Consider the following 16,995-nt stretch of genomic DNA (forward strand, 5'->3'; position numbering starts at 1 on the left):
GGTGCTTTTTGATACAATTTATCAAATCAGGTGGAGAAAAATGGTTGATACAGCCTTTTTATGGTTTGACAGTGGGAATTTTTCGCGTTTCACTTGATCTTATCTCCACAAAATCAAACCTGCCGGCTACCGGAGCAGTTTGATGATATAAGGTAAACAGGCAGTTATGACCGACCTTTCCGTTCTGCGCGCTAAATATGCTCTATCTCCCGCAGCACTGACACCGTCGCTGAACCGGCGGCAAATAAACCAGGCTTTAAAAGATGAAGAAGCCGTTAATGCGACCTTTATTGGCCAGGAGCGTGCCCGTGAAGCATTGTCGTTCGGTCTGGGCGTACGCAACCGCGGATATAACCTCTATGTGATGGGGGAGCCGGCCACCGGGCGGTTCTCGCTGGTAAAAGATTACATTGAGCGTCAGGTGGCATCATTGCCTTCACCGGAAGACTGGGTCTATCTGAATAACTTTGATGAAGAACGTGAACCGTTTGTTCTGCGCATGGCGCCGGGCGAAGGCAAAGATCTGGTTAAAGATATAGACGGTCTGATTGATGACTTGCTTGATACATTTCCTGCTGCTTTTGACAACCCGGGGTACCAGCGTCAGAAGTCAGCCATTTCCAGAGAATTTGAGCGCCGTTATGATGAAGCCATCGATGCAGTGGAACGTTACGCGCAGGCTCATGATGTAGCCCTTTATGATGAATCTAACGCCATTACCTTCGCCCCGATAGTAAACGGTAAACCCGTTACCGATGAAGAATTTGCCGTACTCGATGATGACAAGCGTCAGTATTTTTATGACTTGATTGCTGAACTTGAAAACCGTCTCAGTGAAAGTTTACTCGGGCTGCCGGTATGGAAGCGTGAAAGTTCTGAGCGTATCAGGCAACTGAATAAGAAAACCGCAGAGCAGGGGATCAGACCCTTACTCAAAGTTCTGGAACATAAATATGCCGGCCATCTCGGCGTACTGAAAACCTTGCGGCGGATGCGTTCCCATCTGGTAGACACCATCGTGTCACTGCTGGCAGAAGAGACAAAAGAGGATAAGCCCGACGAACTCGACAGACGGCTTTATCTGGAAGAACTTTATTTGCCTAATGTGCTGGTGGGTCATCAGTTACAGGACGGGGCGCCGGTGGTGTATGAGCCGAACCCTACCTATCAGAATCTGTTCGGTAAAATTGAGTACACCAACCTGCATGGCAGTGTGTATACCAATTACAGAATGATAAGAGCAGGGGCTTTGCACCGTGCCAACGGTGGCTATCTGTTACTGGATGTTGATCAGGTCATAGAGCAGCCCTTCGTGTGGGATGCATTGAAACTGGCGATAAAATCCGGCTCATTGAAAATGGATCTTCCCCAGCAGGATGTGGGTATGGTGAACGCCATCACATTGAACCCGCAACCGGTGGAGCTGGACGTGAAAGTGATACTGCTGGGCTCACGGGATCTCTATTATACCCTGCAGGATTATGATGATGAATTTGACGAACTGTTCAGAGTGCTGGTGGATTTCGATTACGAAATACCGGTAACCCGTCAGTCTACTTTTGATTTTACGGGAAAGGTGCGTCATCACCTCAGCGAATGCGGCCTGAGCGGGATTTCCTCTAAAGCCATGCAGCGGCTGGTGGAATATTCCCTGCGTATGGCGGAACATCAGCAAAAATTCTCAGCTCATTTTGCCGAAGTCATAGAGCTTATCAATGAGGCCCGGTATTTTGCGGCTCAGCAGCAAAGCACCCACCTTGAACTGGAGCATATTGAAGTTGCTCTCAGTGCAAAAAAACGCCGCACCGGCCGGGTGAGTCATGCGCTGCTAAACGACATTAAAGAAGGTCATGTCCTTATCGCTACAGAAGGTAAATCGGTGGGCACTGTTAATGGCCTGACAGTACTGGAAGTCGGGGGGACGGCATTCGGCACGCCGGCCCGTATCACCTCTACGGTGTATGCCGGTGCCAACGGCGTGGTGGATATTGAACGGGAAGTTGAACTGGGGCAACCCATTCACTCTAAAGGGGTTATGCTGTTAACCGGTTATCTTGGAAACAAATATGCCCAGCATTTCCCGTTAACCTTATCAGCCAATATAGCGCTGGAACAATCCTACGGACACATTGATGGTGACAGTGCCTCGCTGGCAGAACTTATTGCACTGATATCTGCATTGACGGAGATACCAGCTACCCAGTCTCTGGCAGTTACCGGCTCGATTAACCAGTACGGTGAAGTACAGGCCGTAGGCGGCGTGAATGAAAAGATTGAAGGCTTTTTCGATTTATGTCAGCACCGCGGGCTTACCGGCAATCAGGGAGTGATTATCCCCAAATCCAATGCTATTAACCTGGTACTGGATAAAGCAGTCATTGATGCAGTGAAAAAAGGGCTTTTCCATATTTACACGGCTGAAACTGTGGATGATGCCATTTCACTGCTGATGGAAAAAGAAGCCGGCAATATGACGTCCCGCGGGCGTTATCCGAAAAATTCGGTGAATTATCATGCCGTGAACCGCCTTTATAACATTGCATTGATTGTTAACGGAGGCGACGATGAATAAACACATAATAAGAAAACATCAAAAGGTGGCAGGAAAGATGAAAAAGTTATTTGCGGGGAGTGGAATTACCGGAATGGTAACGGGCAGAAAACTAACAGTTTTAGTTGCCCTTACGCTATTCAGCACGGGCGCATTCAGTACACCTGAAACCCCGGAGTTATCTCTGCAGGAGGCTGAGCGGTTGTCAGAGATGCCGCTGCATTGTGTAACGACAGAGTACCCGAACAAGTTAAATCAAACGTTATCCGGTCCACAGGATTTGCAGGGACCGGCTTCACTGCACCCCGCCTTTTACGGGTGTTTTGACTGGCACTCCAGCGTACACGGTCACTGGATGCTGGTAAATCTGCTCCGCCATTTTCCTGATCTGGCCAAAGCGACAGAAATCAAAGCAAAACTTAAGGAAAACCTGACCACTGATAAAATTCTTCAGGAAGTGGCATATTTTGAAAAACCACAAAATGCCAGTTTTGAACGCACTTATGGCTGGGCGTGGTTACTGGCTCTGGCCGCAGAACTGAAACTGTGGGATGACCCCCTGGCTGCTGAACTGAGTCAGAACCTGTCTCCCCTGACTGAACTGATTGTTGGAAAATATCATCAGTTCTTACCAAAGCTGGTGTATCCGGTCCGTACCGGCGAGCATCCGAATACGGCTTTCGGAATGTCGATGGCACTGGATTATGCCCGGATTGCTGATGACAAAGCATTGCAGACGCTCATTACAGAGCGGGCTGTGCACTGGTTTGGCGACGATAAACAGTGTCCGCTTTCATGGGAGCCAAACGGCTTCGATTTTCTTTCTCCTTGTTTTGAAGAACTGGATCTGATGCGAAAAGTGATGGATAAGAAGTCCTTCATGCATTGGGCAAAAAGTTTTCTGCCGGCGTTAGACAATGCTGACTTTCACATTGATGTGGCACGGGTAAGTGATCGTACTGACGGAAAACTGGTGCATCTGGACGGGCTAAATTTCAGCCGTGCCTGGGTGATGTATGGCCTTGCAGCAGAATATCCCGACGAATTTGGTCACCTGCGGGCGCTGGCAGGCACACACGTGACCCATTCATTGCCTGCCATCGTTGATGAAAATTATGAAGGTACACACTGGCTGGGCAGCTTTGCTGTTTATGCGTTACAACAACGTGCCCGCGCCACAGAGTAAATCATTTATTTAGGTGGCATACGGAGTGCGCCATCAAGACGGATGGTCTCACCATTTATATAAGTGTTAAGTGCAATGTGCGCCACCAGTGCTGCAAATTCCTCTGGCAGACCAAGCCGTTTAGGGAAGGGCACGTTGGCGCTTAATGCTGCCTGAACGTGCTCCGGCATGGCCAGTAACATGGGGGTGCCCATTACGCCGGGCGCAATGGCATTAACACGGATCCCCACTACGGCCAGGTCTCTGGCCATGGGCAGTGTCATACCGATAATGCCCGCCTTACTGGCCGCGTAGGCCGTCTGTCCGGTCTGCCCCTCGTAGCCGGCAATAGATGCGGTATTAATAATTACACCCCGTTCACCGTTTTCATCTGCTTCCTGTGCGGCCATGGTCTGAGCAGCAAGCCGGCTTACGTTGAAGGTACCGTTGAGATTGATATCGGTTACTTTACGGAACTGATCAAAAGAGGCAGCATTGCCTGATTTATCAAGCGTTCTCGCTGCCGGTGCGATTCCTGCACAGGAAACACAAAGGTTAATACGTCCGGCTTTCTCCCGGAAAGCTTGCAATGCATCAGAAACCTCGTCTTCACTGCAAACATCGACGGGGTAAAAATGTGCATTTCCACCTGCCTCACGGACAGCCTTTTCCCCTTTTTCACGGTCTATATCAAAAAGAGCAACGGTCGCGCCACGCTGTAACAGATGCTGCGCGGTAGCAAAACCCAGTCCTGAACTGCCACCGGTAATGACGGCTGTGATGGAGGAAAGCGGAAGTGTGGTTTGTTCTGACATCATTCTCTGCCCGTTATCAGGTTTACGTTGACGTAAGTGTAACGTGGCAGAGTTTGTTAACAAAGTGATTACATAAAAGAAGATGTAAAAAGACTTTATTGTTTTGGCAACTGAATTTTACGCTCTTCGGAAGGGCGGAAGATGATCAGTGTGTGTCCGATGGACTGTACTTTTACAGATTCGGTTTCCCGCACAATAGCATCCATGATCAGTGTTTTTTCTTCACGATCATCTGTAGGCACCTTCACTTTAATCAGTTCGTGGTGTGCCAGTGCGCTGTCAATTTCAGATACAACACCCTCTGTGAGGCCGTTTGCACCTAATTGCACAACGGGTTTCAAAGAGTGGGCCAGGCCCTTGAGGAATTGTTTCTGTTTATTGGAAAGTTTCATTTCGTCGTTTTTCTTTACTATTGATAAATTTGTTTAACCTAAACACCGGGCCACGTGGTCATTGACTGAACGTAAAACCAATTATTTTAAGTTAATGCCTTGAAATGCCATATTCTAACGCCATCTTCGTAACAATCCTAACGACATTATGTGTGAATGACAAAAAAGTCGCATAATGCCACCAATTATATAAGCAATACTGAACAGAATTGCACACTTGCACGTAAAACGTTACAAGGCGTTAATTTACGTGGTAGCGGGAACGTGTATTGGTGGCTACGGTCTATAATTTGTAGTAGGCTGTAATTTGACGAAGTAAGGATCGCATTTCGTACGGAAACAATGGGAGCGGAGCATGTTCCGGACGCCGGTTTCACCTTAGTGAGCGGTAAATGAACATGTTGGCAGTAAATTGTCATCAATCCCGGATGTTCCGGTATTTTTAGAGGTTAGTAGCTTGAGCGATATGGCAAAAAATTTAATCTTATGGTTGGTTATCGCCGTTGTGTTGATGTCGGTGTTCCAGAGCTTTTCACCTGGTGAATCGACACGTGCACAAACGGATTACACAACATTCCTGAAAGAAGCGAATCAGGGCAATGTCCGCGAAGTTCGCATTGACAGTGAGTCCCGCGAAATCCGCGGCACGAAACGTAACGGCGAAACATTCGTTACCTATATTCCCTATTTTGATGATCAGCTCATTTCAGATTTGGTGAAGAAGGATGTACGTGTATTAGGTGAGCCGCCTGAGAAGCCGTCTATCCTGACGTCTATCTTCATTTCATGGTTCCCCATGCTGCTGTTGATTGCAGTCTGGATTTTCTTCATGCGTCAGATGCAGGGTGGTGGTGGCCGCGGAGCCATGTCATTCGGTAAAAGCAAAGCCCGTTTGTTGGGTGAAGATCAAATCAAAACCACTTTTGCCGACGTTGCCGGTTGTGACGAAGCGAAAGAGGACGTCGTAGAACTGGTAGACTTCCTGCGCGATCCTTCAAAATTTCAGAAGCTTGGCGGTAAGATTCCTAAAGGCGTTCTGATGGTGGGTCCGCCGGGTACAGGTAAAACATTGCTGGCTAAAGCCATTGCCGGTGAAGCAAAAGTACCGTTCTTTACTATTTCAGGTTCCGACTTTGTTGAAATGTTTGTGGGTGTGGGTGCATCCCGTGTCCGTGACATGTTCGAGCAAGCCAAAAAGGCTGCGCCTTGTATTATCTTTATCGATGAGATTGATGCGGTAGGTCGTCAGCGTGGTGCTGGTCTTGGCGGTGGTCACGATGAACGTGAACAGACACTTAACCAGATGCTGGTAGAAATGGATGGTTTTGAAGGTCACGAAGGTATTATCGTTATCGCAGCGACTAACCGTCCTGATGTACTTGACCCAGCACTGTTACGTCCCGGCCGTTTTGACCGTCAGGTTATTGTAGGTCTGCCCGATATCCGTGGCCGTGAGCAAATCCTGAAAGTCCACATGCGCAAAGTACCGGTTGGTGACAACGTGGAAGCTTCTGTAATTGCCCGTGGTACGCCCGGCTTCTCCGGTGCTGACCTTGCGAACCTGGTTAACGAAGCTGCTCTGTTCGCCGCCCGTGCTAACAAGCGCCTTGTGTCGATGGAAGAGTTCGATAAAGCCAAAGACAAGATCATGATGGGTGCTGAGCGCAAATCTATGGTGATGTCTGAAAACGAGAAAGCCATGACAGCCTATCATGAGGCTGGTCACGCAATCGTTGGTCGTCTTGTACCTGAACATGATCCGGTATACAAAGTGTCGATCATTCCCCGAGGCCGTGCACTGGGTGTTACCATGTATCTGCCGGAGCAGGATCGTGTGAGCCATTCCAAGCAACATCTTGAAAGTATGATTTCAAGCCTGTTTGGTGGCCGTATTGCTGAACAAATCATTTACGGCGACGACATGGTGACCACCGGCGCGTCTAATGACATTGAACGTGCTACTGAGATTGCCCGTAAGATGGTCACGCAATGGGGCCTGTCCAGTAAAATGGGTCCGATGTTGTACGCAGAAGACGAAGGCGAAGTGTTCCTGGGCAAGTCTATGGCTAAAGCCTCGCACATGTCTGACGATACTGCCCGCGCCATCGATGCAGAGATCAAGTCGTTTATCGATGCGAACTATGACCGTGCTTATAAAATTCTTGAAGAGAACATTGATATTCTGCATACAATGAAAGATGCCCTGATGAAGTACGAGACCATTGATGCGAAGCAAATTGATGATCTGATGGCACGCCGTGACGTGCGTCCGCCTGCTGACTGGGACGATCGTGCGCCGAAAGGTGGAGACAATCCTCCCGGCGGCAAGCCTGCCCGTGAGGGCGAAATTACCGACGATGGTTTGGATAAGCCACCGGTAGGTAAACCCGGCGACCTTCCGGGCTAAAATCTCCAGGCGCCAGTTTCAACTGGCGCTTTTTGTTTGTGCTTTATAAAGCCAGCTTTCCTCTTCATATTCATAAAGACAGATATACGTTATGCATTTCAAACATACCGAAATCGACCTCAATCAGGCCCGCGTTATGGGTATACTCAATGTCACACCGGATTCCTTCTCAGACGGCGGAGCCCACAATACGGTAGTTAAAGCCGTTGAACATGCCATGCGGATGGTAGAGGCCGGCGCGACATTTATCGACATAGGCGGTGAATCGACACGTCCGGGGGCGCCGGAAGTGTCTGAACAGGAAGAGTTAGACCGCGTGGTGCCGGTGGTAGAGAAACTGGCCGGGCTGGAAGGCGTAGTACTCTCTGTGGACACCAGTAAGGCCGCTGTAATGCGGGAAAGCGTGAAGGCCGGAGCGGGGTTAATTAATGATGTCCGCGCCTTGCAGGAACAGGGGGCACTGGAGGCCGCAGCAGAAGCAAAGGTACCTGTGTGTCTGATGCACATGAAAGGTCAGCCGCGAACCATGCAGGCCAGCCCTGAGTATGATGATGTGGCAGACGAAGTGATAAATTTTTTATTGTCACGTATAGATGCCTGTAAGCATGCCGGCATTGATGACAGCAGCATTCTTCTGGACCCGGGCTTTGGTTTTGGTAAGAGCCTGGACCACAATTATCAACTGCTGGTTGAAATTGGAAGGGTGCAACATCTCGGTTATCCGCTACTGGTTGGTATGTCGAGAAAATCTATGATTGGCCAGCTGCTGGATAAACCTGTAACAGAGCGGCTGGCGGGCAGCATTGCCCTTGCCACTATTGCGGCGCAAATGGGCGCAAAAGTGATCCGTGTTCACGATGTGGCAGAAACAATGGATGCGATGAAAATCGTGAATAAGATTCAACAAATAAAAGACAATATTCAAGGAGCCTGAAATGGGTCAGCGCAAGTATTTTGGTACAGACGGCATCAGAGGGAAAGTAGGTGAAAGCGCTATTAATCCCGAGTTTGTCACCAAGTTGGGCTGGGCAGCCGGTAAAGTGCTGGCAGGCCATGGTACAAATAAAGTACTGATAGGGAAGGATACGCGGATTTCAGGTTATATGCTTGAGTCTGCGCTGGAAGCAGGCTTGTCCGCAGCCGGTATTAATATCGGTTTGTTAGGTCCGATGCCCACACCGGCGATTGCTTATCTTACTAAAACATTTCGCTCAGAAGCCGGTATTGTGATTTCTGCGTCTCATAATCCTTATTATGATAATGGCATTAAGTTCTTTTCATCCGATGGTTTCAAACTGGATGACGATATCGAAATTGCCATTGAGTCCATGCTTGATAAGCCAATGACATGCGTTGCTTCCAATAAGTTGGGTAAGGCAACCCGTATCAACGACGCAGCCGGACGTTACATTGAGTTCTGTAAAGGCACGTTCCCGTCAGATCTGTCGTTAAAAGGCATGAAGATTGTTGTCGACTGTGCCCACGGGGCGACGTATCACATAGCACCGAATGTGTTGTCAGAACTTGGTGCAGAAGTTATCGAAATCGGTACTAAGCCGGACGGCCTGAACATTAACGATAAAGTCGGTGCTACTTCAATGAACGCCATCGTGGAAAAAGTGCTTGAGACAGGCGCTGACATGGGGTTTGCTCTGGACGGTGACGGCGACCGTATTATGCTGGTTGATCACTTGGGTAACGTGCTGGATGGTGATCAGATTTTATACATTATCGCCCGCGATGCGCTTAAGTCAGGTCGTTTATCCGGTGGTGTAGTGGGTACACTCATGAGTAATCTTGGTCTGGAAGTGGCTTTGAGCAAATTATCTATTCCATTTGCCCGCAGTGCTGTAGGCGACCGTTACGTAATGGAGTTACTGCAGCAGAAAGGCTGGGCTATCGGTGGTGAAAATAGTGGTCACGTGCTGAATTTGAATGTGGCATCTACCGGAGACGGTATTGTCGCCGGCCTGCAGGTCATCACTGCTATGTTGCGTTCGGGCATGGATTTGCACGATTTGAGCGGCGGGTTTGATAAATTTCCGCAAAAACTGATTAATGTCCGTTATGATGAGTCCTCAGATAATCCGTTGGCCATGTCTGCTGTTACAGATGCAGTGAAAGAAGCTGAAAGTTCACTGGGTAAAACAGGGCGTGTATTACTGCGTAAAAGCGGTACAGAACCGTTGATCCGGGTGATGGTAGAATCCGATGATGAAATGCAGTCTCTGAAATGGGCAGAGTTTATCGCCGATGCTGTACGCAAAGTGGCCAATTGATTGATTCGTCATAAATATTATTATTTTTAGGCTTGTATAATAGGGCGGATATCGTTAATATCACGCCCGCTTCAGGACAGGGCAGGGATAAATTGTGGATACAGTGAGTCGTAAGCTTCTGGTTGCCGGAAACTGGAAGATGAACGGAAGCCGTTCATTGGTAGAAGAATTTGCAGCGTCTTTTGATAAGGCTGCAGCAGAAAATATTGATGTTGTGATTTGTCCGCCATCAATTCTTATTCCAGCTTTCTCAGGTAAAGGTATCGCCACCGGTGCTCAGGATGTGAGTGCATGTGATAATGGTGCACATACCGGCGATTTATCCGTCACAATGCTGAAAGAGTTTGATTGCAAATATTGTATTGTCGGACATTCAGAGCGTCGTGATGACCATGGTGAAACCAGTCAGCTGGTTGCTGAAAAAGCCCTGAAGTTGATTGAAGCAGGAATTACACCGGTAATTTGTTGTGGTGAACCTCTTTCAGTAAGAGAAGCCGGACAAGTTAACGAGTTTGTTGAAGCACAGTTGAAAGCCGTATTCGATTTGATTCCGGTGTCTTCACTGAAAAATGCCGTTATTGCTTACGAGCCAATCTGGGCAATCGGAACGGGTGTTACAGCGTCGCCGCAGGAAGCTCAGGATGTTCATAAGTTCATTCGTGAGTTCATTGCTTCATATGACGGTTCACTTGCTGCTTCAATACAGATATTATACGGCGGCAGTGTGAAGCCGGATAACGCAAAAGAATTGTTCGGCCAGCCTGATATTGATGGCGGCTTAATTGGCGGAGCAAGTCTTAAAGCGTCAGATTTTAACGCAATCTGCCACGCGGCAAATTGACGAGGTAATTATGTTATACGAAGTGCTTTTAGTCGCTTATTTGATTGTAGCGTTGATGCTTATTGGTTTTGTACTTATCCAGCAGGGTAAAGGTGCAAACATGGGCGCTTCGTTTGGTAGCGGTGGTTCTAATACCGTATTCGGTTCTTCAGGTTCTGGTAATTTCATGACCAAAACCACGTCTGTACTGGCTACCTTATTTTTTGTATTGAGTTTATTTTTAGGTAACATCACAGCGAACACAGAAAAAGCCGAAGACGGCTGGCAGGATCTTGAAGTTCCTGTAGAGCAACAGGAATTCCCTGCTGTTGATGATGTTCCTGCTGCAGATGCATCTGATGTTCCGGTTTCTGACGTGCCGGCAACAGATTCAGCAGAAGGTGATATTCCTAACTAAAAGTTTTGCGGAAGTGGTGGAATTGGTAGACACGCCATCTTGAGGGGGTGGTGACTTCGGTCGTGCGGGTTCAAGTCCCGCTTTCCGCACCAAACTGAAAGCCCCGGCTTAAACGCCGGGGTTTTTTTATGTCTGCAATAGTTGTTCTTCTTTACGGTTAGCCGGAGGTAACTCTCTGCGGACATTCCGGTTTTTTATATCTGCCCTCATCATTCTGGCATCATTCTGGCTTTATCCCTTGTAACCGTATTTATTAGTCAACAGAAAGGGAAAACTATGGATATTCTTCGCATATTACTGTCAATTTTACTGCCTCCGCTGGGTGTATTTTTACAGGTCGGCATCGGGGTACAGTTCTGGATTAATATTCTGCTGACGTTACTGGGTTACATCCCGGGAATCGTTCACGCAGTGTATATCATCGCAACCCGTTAAGTTCAGACCGTTGCGGCTGCATTCACGGCAGCCGCAACATCTTTCCTGTCTTTTTCGCAATGCAGATGTGGCGCTGCAAGGTCATTGACAGCCTCAACCTGCTTTTGAATTGTCCCTTTGTATTCTTCCGGCAACTTTTCTTTCAATGTTTTGAGACAGCCAAGAAGATGCAACATTACATCTACATGAGATGAGCCCGCCTGCCTTATCTGGTCAAACGCAGTGTTAAGAACAGATTCAAAGGTGTAAGTCCTTCGTTGCATCCACACATCGACATCACTTTTCATCACCGTGTCACAGGGAAATTCACATCCGGACATCAGTAAGCAAACGGCTGTGAGACGGTCTGCACAGGTCATTGCTGTTATCGGATCATTAATACCGGGCGACAGTGCTCTGAGTGCCACTTCCACAAGTTGCGTTAATGAAAACTCCGGGTCCTGCAATGATGTTCTGCGCTTACCCGGCACAAAACACGAAAGATAAAAATCACGGCTGTCGCTGCTGAGCTGTTCACTGCTGTGCACAGTGATGATCGTTTCTCCCGGTACCACATAATCGCCGGCACGAACATACACTTTCACGCCGTCAATACCGTCGCCGGACAACAAACTGAGATAGTCTATGGTTTGAATATAACCGGCTTCGTCCAGCGAGAGATGCGTAGTGAAAGGACTATCGTTGATCAGGGCCGGTGCAAGGCGATGGTGGCCCTTTTCCTCGTCGGTCAGAGCAAATAAATTTTTCAGGTTGTCAGTGCACTCGCGGTAACAGCGGTTAATGATTTCATCCACCTGAATAAATCTGGCGATATGGTGAATGTAATAAATTAATACCAGGGTGTCAGCAATACCGATGGCAAGGACAATCAGCGAGAGCACTGAAGATATAACCATATCGGTGTCACTGACACTGATGCGGTGGAGTGCGCTTAAGCAAAAGATAAAGGTGGAGGTGAGGATCCCCAGCACGCACTGTGTACCGCGGTCGTCCATAAATGTTTGCAGCAGTCTGGGCCCGAACTGTGAAGATGCCATGGTCAGAGCGACCAGTGTCATTGAGAACGCAATACTCGTGGCAGTAATGATAGACGTTGCAATTGCAGAGATAAGATCACTGGCTTCTTCGGCAGGCACCGGAGGGATCAGGTTTTTAAATACTGCTTCTGACACTACCTCAGGCGTATAGTAAATCAGAGTGTAGCCCAGCAAAAATGCAGTAAACATCATGCATACCGGTATAAACCAGTAACTGGCTCGTATTCCTTCCCATCTTGCTCTGGCAAAGCTGGTGACAGGTTTTATCATAGTCAGGTTTTCCCTTTTCCTGTTTGAATTAATCGCGGGCCGTCAGTACGGTGAGGTTGCCGGGTATCGCTTTTACTTCCAGCTTATCTGCTTCACGTATTTCTCCGTCGATGGCATAACTCGCCTGCTCAGGAAGGGTGACGGTGATACTTTTTACCTGTCTGTGTTTTATTCGCCCTGAGTTTTGCTTACTGGTTTTAGTCGTGAAGATAAGTTCGGCCAGTGAAAGAAACTGTGTTTCACTGTCCTCCTGTGAGGTCAGCCAGGTAATGTCCAGTTTTCCGTCGGTTACGTCCGGTTCGTCGCCGCCCTGAGCCAGTGCTGTAGTCACCGGTGCAGCATTCGCTATAACGAAGCTCGGAGTAGTAATGGTCTCAGTTTCATCATTGTCAAAACTGACCTCCAGTTTCATGTCGGTGTTTGCAGATATTGCCTGCCATAAACCGCGCAAGTAAGCCATCTGTCCGCCTTCGTTCTTCTCTTCACGGTCAGCAGACGCAATCATTTCCTGTTCAAAGCCTACGGCTGCAACCAGTAACATAAGTTCTCCGTTGCACATTGCAGTGTCAACAGCCCGGGTGTGTCCGTCGATAATGACATCACAGGCTGTCTGAATGGGCATGAGTTTGCTGATATAACCATGGAATACCTGACTGAGGGCATTTGCCGTGCCAAGAGGAATAACACCCAGCACCGCACGGTTGTCTGTGCATACACTGGCAACTTCAGTGACTGTTCCGTCACCGCCACAGGCGACAATGATATCTGTACCCTGATTGAGCGCCTTCTCAGCAAGCCCCGTTGCTGAGCATTCCGGGGTGGTTTCACTTACCGTTACCCTGAAATGGGGGTTTAGTTCTGAAAGAATATGTTCTTTTTCCTGCTCCCATTTACCGCCACCGGCGACCGGATTGGCGATGAGGCACAATGTACGTGTCAATTTGAGCCGGCCACCAGATTTAACACTCTTAAGTGCCGCCAGTTGCTTTTTGTTTAACCTGGCCGTTTCTCTGACAGACTGGATTTGATTCATGGCATCCATCACTGAGAGCGTCTGATCTTTTGCCAGTAACCAGGCTGCAACTGTCAGTACTGAACGTCCCCGTCCCAGTGCGCAATGTACAACGACTTTTTTTCCTGCTGACGTTTGCTGCTGGATCCAGTTTATGGCAGTGGTAAGTTGTTCAGGTGTCGGACTGGTATGATCAAGAACAGGGATATTCAGATAAGCACAATCATATTGGTACGCAGACCAGTCAAGGCCATCAAATTCAGCCGTGACATCAAGAATGGCATCCACGCCTTCTTCTTTCAGCGCCGCGACATCACTACCAGACAACCTGCAGGCAAGATACAACTGAGGCTCAATTTTTTGGATAGGAGGTACTTTGTCGTATTTTCTTGCCCATGCATTATAGGCTCCCGTACCGAGCAAAAAAGGGATGAATATCCACCTGATGTAGAAGGGGATAGAGCCGTCTTCACGTTTACGGAAAAGAGCAGGGTAGTTTACGATGTACGCCAGTGAAACGGCTGCCAGTGAAAATCCGCTCCACCATAAAACAACAACTGCAGGCCACCAGGGAATAAGAAAACCCAGTGCAAATGCTAATATCGCGCCAGCCAGATAATACTTCACCATTTTCACAAAGTGTCTCCTTTCCTGTATTGAACTATGCTGCTGTCATTACGTAATGAAATACTAAAACGGTTAAAAATCCTGTTAGCAACATGGGAAATATATTCACTGTTGTCACTTTCGTTTTATCTTTAACCTGATTACCTGAAGGAAACCTATGCCGGCCTCTGCGATAAGAAAAGTGTTGTACTTTGTCTGGTTTCAAACTATCTGGTTTCTGGCCATTCTTTACACCTCGGAGCATGTCGCCATTATCGGGCTACTTATTGCCGCGTTTTTCATCCTGTCTCCGCGTAAAAAAACGGACCTGATAATGGCTGCAGGGATTGCCATTTATGGCTGTGTCATTGATGGCGTGCTGCTCTGGTCAGGATTTTTTGCATTTAGTGATCATGAAGGTTGGGTGATACCTATATGGCTTATTTCGTTGTGGATTGCCTTTGGTTTAATGTTACGTGTCAGCCTCGATTACTTGCAGGGCAGATATGCTCTTGCTGCAGTGTTGGGCGCCGTGTCAGGTCCGCTGAGCTATTACGCCGGTGCACAGGCAGGCGCCGTTGTATTTCCGGCTGATACGGTATTGACCCTCGGCATACTCAGCGCGATATGGGCCGTTACGGTTCCGCTTTGTCTCAACGCAGATGCCTTTCTCAATGGCCGGGAAGGCAAAACCGCTGCTGAGAGCTGACTGCAGCCGGGACGACAGGGCAATCAGACCAGACATCCGTCAGCTCAGTCATCCGTATTACTGAATTGCTTCAGTGACCTTGTGTCCCCGTGAACCCAGTAGCGTTTTTATGTTGTTTACCTGTTGACCCTTTTTCAGGTTCACAACAAGTGCGTACTTCTTGCGCTTTATAGCCGATCTGACAGTTTCTATAATTTCGTGCCGGTCAGGACGTAATCCTGTCAGTCCTGCGATGAATAGCCCGATAAACAGTCCCGGACTGATTAGCGCGATGTACGTGAATAAGGGATTGTTTTTAGTGAGTGCCGGTCCGAACTGGACGAGCAGAGCCGCGACAATTAAGCCGGCAACAAGCCCGGCAAAGCCCAGTTTCAGGTGAGACGACCATAATGTTTTGCCTATTTTACTACTGGCTCTTTCCAGTTTCTCACTGAAATGAGGATCCATAGGGTTTATCAAAGTAATCTGATCTTTTTCAACTGCGGTTTCAGCGATAACAGACTCTATCGAATTTAGCGCATCCTGCTGTGAATCATAGACAGCAGCTACCTGAATGTGTTCAGCATGTACAATCGCATGAATGTCAGTCAATGTAGCTTTGTTACTCATATTTCTTACCTTTACGTTCCTTTCAGAGCGGGATTAAGACAACACGTATCACTCTTAAACTAGTTCTTAACACCGGGCCTGATCAACATACTCAAATAATCATGTGCAGACAGGTATATTCAAACTTTATTCCTTTTTTTCAGGTTGTTGTTTTTATTGTACTTACTTGAGTGTTGGAGAGGTGAATATAAGGTTTTCCAGGTTTTGTCTGAATAATTTTCGTAACCACTGAAAATTATTCAGACTCATCAACCAGTGTTTCCGACCGCAAAAAACCTGTGCACCAGCGACATAAGTTGCCTGTAAGCATCACGAAGGGCTCTGGCTTTTTATTTGCTTAGTTTTATTTACTTAGTGTTGTTAAAGGGCGCACCAGAGCATCCATCTTTTTTTATGGCCGGACTGTAACATGGAAAAAAGTGAATTGAATATTGTGCGTCAGCGCAGAGGTAAGGGCTTCAGTTATTGCTACGAGAGTGGCAGGCAACTGCAGGATAAGCGCAAGCTTAATCGCATCCGCAAAATGGTAATTCCTCCTAACTGGCGTGATGTACACATTGCGGGTGACGTATCCGCACCTCTGCAGGCAACCGGTATCGATGCAAAGGGTCGCAAACAATATATTTATCACGATAACTGGCATAAACAGCGTCAGCAGGAAAAATTTTCGAAACTCAGCGACTTTGCAGACGCTTTACCGGAATTCCGGCAATTCTGCTGGCGTGCTGTAGACACTAAAGGATGGTCCCGCGAAAAGAGTCTGGCCCTCGTTTGCCTGATGTTAGACCACACTGGCTTGAGAGCGGGTAATAAGGTCTATTCTCAGCAAAACAGTACCTTCGGATTAACTACATTACGCAGGCAGCATCTTGAGAAAGAGGGTAAAGCGGTGTCGCTGAGTTTTACCGGAAAGCACGGAAAGGAGCGTCATGTAGATATCTCAGATCCGAAATTAGCCAGCCTGGTGTGTGACAGTGCGCAGGCGCAAGGTTACGCAATTTTTCGTTACACCGGTAATGATGGCCGCTGGCAGGACGTTGACAGTGGTGACGTAAATGCCTTTATTCACTCCCGTCTCGGAGATGAGTTTTCCTGCAAAGATTTCAGAACTTGGGGGGCATCCCGTTTCGGTCTTTTGTCACTGCCGGATGTGGAGAATTTGTATTTGCAAAACCAGCGCCGGCGCTGGGATACGACTTTTGTTAAGCACATTGCTTCCATGCTCGGCAATACGCCCTCAGTATGCCGGCAATATTACATTCACCCGAAACTAATTTCTCTGTGTGAAGAGGAAGAAAATCGTCAGCAGACACTGATGGAGATCGAAGGGATATTGGAAAAGAATAAACCAGGCAACAAGCTCACTTCGGCTATTGAACAGCGTCTTGCTGAAATTATTGTGTCATAAAACTGTCAACTTGCTGAACAGGGTAGTTTTAATCTGAAAAACAATTTTTAGCGTGTAACTGG

15 protein-coding genes and 1 tRNA gene are annotated in these 16,995 nt (G+C 47.8%); 11 read left to right on the top strand and 5 right to left on the bottom strand.

All coding sequences use genetic code 11. From position 1 onward, the window contains the following. Positions 1-166 precede the first annotated feature (166 nt). Both J3369_RS09275 and J3369_RS09280 read left to right on the top strand, forming a co-directional pair. Complete coding sequence (locus tag J3369_RS09275) at positions 167-2,572, top strand: Lon protease family protein (protein WP_303574245.1); 2,406 nt, start codon at positions 167-169, stop codon at positions 2,570-2,572. A gap of 37 nt (positions 2,573-2,609) precedes the next feature. Further along, entirely contained in the window at positions 2,610-3,737 is a 1,128-nt protein-coding gene (locus J3369_RS09280; protein ID WP_349585980.1) for a DUF2891 domain-containing protein, read from the top strand. Between the two features lie 5 nt (positions 3,738-3,742). On the opposite strand, the gene J3369_RS09285 is transcribed toward J3369_RS09280, so the two are convergent. Next, entirely contained in the window at positions 3,743-4,534 is a 792-nt protein-coding gene (locus tag J3369_RS09285) for a 3-hydroxyacyl-CoA dehydrogenase (protein WP_349585982.1), read from the bottom strand. A gap of 92 nt (positions 4,535-4,626) precedes the next feature. Then, positions 4,627-4,923: a ribosome assembly RNA-binding protein YhbY gene (yhbY, locus tag J3369_RS09290; protein WP_119501126.1), complete on the bottom strand. Its 297-nt coding sequence runs from the start codon at positions 4,921-4,923 to the stop codon at positions 4,627-4,629. A gap of 457 nt (positions 4,924-5,380) precedes the next feature. Between yhbY and ftsH the strand changes: the two genes are divergently transcribed. The 7 genes from ftsH to J3369_RS09325 all read left to right on the top strand — a co-directional run bounded on the left by ftsH (position 5,381) and on the right by J3369_RS09325 (position 11,282). Next, positions 5,381-7,330, top strand: coding sequence for an ATP-dependent zinc metalloprotease FtsH (ftsH, locus tag J3369_RS09295; protein ID WP_349585985.1), 1,950 nt, complete (start codon positions 5,381-5,383; stop codon positions 7,328-7,330). A gap of 91 nt (positions 7,331-7,421) precedes the next feature. After that, positions 7,422-8,264, top strand: coding sequence for a dihydropteroate synthase (folP, locus tag J3369_RS09300; protein WP_349585987.1), 843 nt, complete (start codon positions 7,422-7,424; stop codon positions 8,262-8,264). A 1-nt stretch (position 8,265) separates the two neighbouring features. After that, positions 8,266-9,609: a phosphoglucosamine mutase gene (gene glmM / locus J3369_RS09305; protein ID WP_349585989.1), complete on the top strand. Its 1,344-nt coding sequence runs from the start codon at positions 8,266-8,268 to the stop codon at positions 9,607-9,609. 94 nt (positions 9,610-9,703) lie between these two features. Further along, on the top strand, positions 9,704-10,450 hold the full coding sequence (gene tpiA / locus J3369_RS09310; protein ID WP_303574239.1) for a triose-phosphate isomerase: 747 nt from the start codon (positions 9,704-9,706) through the stop codon (positions 10,448-10,450). A gap of 10 nt (positions 10,451-10,460) precedes the next feature. Beyond that, entirely contained in the window at positions 10,461-10,847 is a 387-nt protein-coding gene (gene secG / locus J3369_RS09315; protein WP_349585991.1) for a preprotein translocase subunit SecG, read from the top strand. Positions 10,848-10,854: 7 nt separating this feature from the next. Beyond that, positions 10,855-10,939 (top strand) — tRNA-Leu (locus J3369_RS09320). 184 nt (positions 10,940-11,123) lie between these two features. Then, entirely contained in the window at positions 11,124-11,282 is a 159-nt protein-coding gene (locus J3369_RS09325; protein ID WP_119501215.1) for a YqaE/Pmp3 family membrane protein, read from the top strand. Between the two features lie 2 nt (positions 11,283-11,284). Here the strand turns inward: J3369_RS09325 and J3369_RS09330 are convergent, their stop codons facing one another. Together J3369_RS09330 and J3369_RS09335 are read right to left on the bottom strand one after the other, a co-directional pair. Then, positions 11,285-12,589: a DUF2254 domain-containing protein gene (locus J3369_RS09330; RefSeq protein WP_349585994.1), complete on the bottom strand. Its 1,305-nt coding sequence runs from the start codon at positions 12,587-12,589 to the stop codon at positions 11,285-11,287. A gap of 28 nt (positions 12,590-12,617) precedes the next feature. Next, positions 12,618-14,237: a diacylglycerol kinase family protein gene (locus J3369_RS09335; protein ID WP_349585996.1), complete on the bottom strand. Its 1,620-nt coding sequence runs from the start codon at positions 14,235-14,237 to the stop codon at positions 12,618-12,620. A 148-nt stretch (positions 14,238-14,385) separates the two neighbouring features. Between J3369_RS09335 and J3369_RS09340 the strand changes: the two genes are divergently transcribed. After that, positions 14,386-14,916, top strand: a complete 531-nt coding sequence (locus J3369_RS09340; RefSeq protein ID WP_303574235.1) for a DUF2878 domain-containing protein — start codon at positions 14,386-14,388, stop codon at positions 14,914-14,916. 57 nt (positions 14,917-14,973) lie between these two features. Here J3369_RS09340 and J3369_RS09345 read toward each other — a convergent pair whose 3' ends face one another. Continuing rightward, positions 14,974-15,525, bottom strand: coding sequence for a hypothetical protein (locus tag J3369_RS09345; RefSeq protein WP_349585998.1), 552 nt, complete (start codon positions 15,523-15,525; stop codon positions 14,974-14,976). A gap of 409 nt (positions 15,526-15,934) precedes the next feature. Between J3369_RS09345 and J3369_RS09350 the strand changes: the two genes are divergently transcribed. Then, positions 15,935-16,933 carry a DNA topoisomerase IB gene (locus tag J3369_RS09350; RefSeq protein ID WP_349586000.1) on the top strand — a complete coding sequence of 333 codons (999 nt, stop codon included), beginning with the start codon at positions 15,935-15,937 and terminating at the stop codon, positions 16,931-16,933. Positions 16,934-16,995: the final 62 nt, after the last annotated feature.

This window comes from Alteromonas sp. NFXS44 (assembly GCF_040148705.1).
Lineage (GTDB): Bacteria > Pseudomonadota > Gammaproteobacteria > Enterobacterales > Alteromonadaceae > Alteromonas.

What these genes read in the sequence shown, in the direction of transcription:
- J3369_RS09275 (WP_303574245.1), top strand. Translation starts at nt 167, where the DNA reads ATGACCGACCTTTCCGTTCTGCGCGCTAAATATGCTCTATCTCCCGCA.
- J3369_RS09280 (WP_349585980.1), top strand. Translation starts at nt 2,610, where the DNA reads ATGAAAAAGTTATTTGCGGGGAGTGGAATTACCGGAATGGTAACGGGC.
- J3369_RS09285 (WP_349585982.1), bottom strand. Translation starts at nt 4,534, where the DNA reads ATGATGTCAGAACAAACCACACTTCCGCTTTCCTCCATCACAGCCGTC.
- yhbY (WP_119501126.1), bottom strand. Translation starts at nt 4,923, where the DNA reads ATGAAACTTTCCAATAAACAGAAACAATTCCTCAAGGGCCTGGCCCAC.
- folP (WP_349585987.1), top strand. Translation starts at nt 7,422, where the DNA reads ATGCATTTCAAACATACCGAAATCGACCTCAATCAGGCCCGCGTTATG.
- glmM (WP_349585989.1), top strand. Translation starts at nt 8,266, where the DNA reads ATGGGTCAGCGCAAGTATTTTGGTACAGACGGCATCAGAGGGAAAGTA.
- secG (WP_349585991.1), top strand. Translation starts at nt 10,461, where the DNA reads ATGTTATACGAAGTGCTTTTAGTCGCTTATTTGATTGTAGCGTTGATG.
- J3369_RS09325 (WP_119501215.1), top strand. Translation starts at nt 11,124, where the DNA reads ATGGATATTCTTCGCATATTACTGTCAATTTTACTGCCTCCGCTGGGT.
- J3369_RS09330 (WP_349585994.1), bottom strand. Translation starts at nt 12,589, where the DNA reads ATGATAAAACCTGTCACCAGCTTTGCCAGAGCAAGATGGGAAGGAATA.
- J3369_RS09340 (WP_303574235.1), top strand. Translation starts at nt 14,386, where the DNA reads ATGCCGGCCTCTGCGATAAGAAAAGTGTTGTACTTTGTCTGGTTTCAA.
- J3369_RS09345 (WP_349585998.1), bottom strand. Translation starts at nt 15,525, where the DNA reads ATGAGTAACAAAGCTACATTGACTGACATTCATGCGATTGTACATGCT.
- J3369_RS09350 (WP_349586000.1), top strand. Translation starts at nt 15,935, where the DNA reads ATGGAAAAAAGTGAATTGAATATTGTGCGTCAGCGCAGAGGTAAGGGC.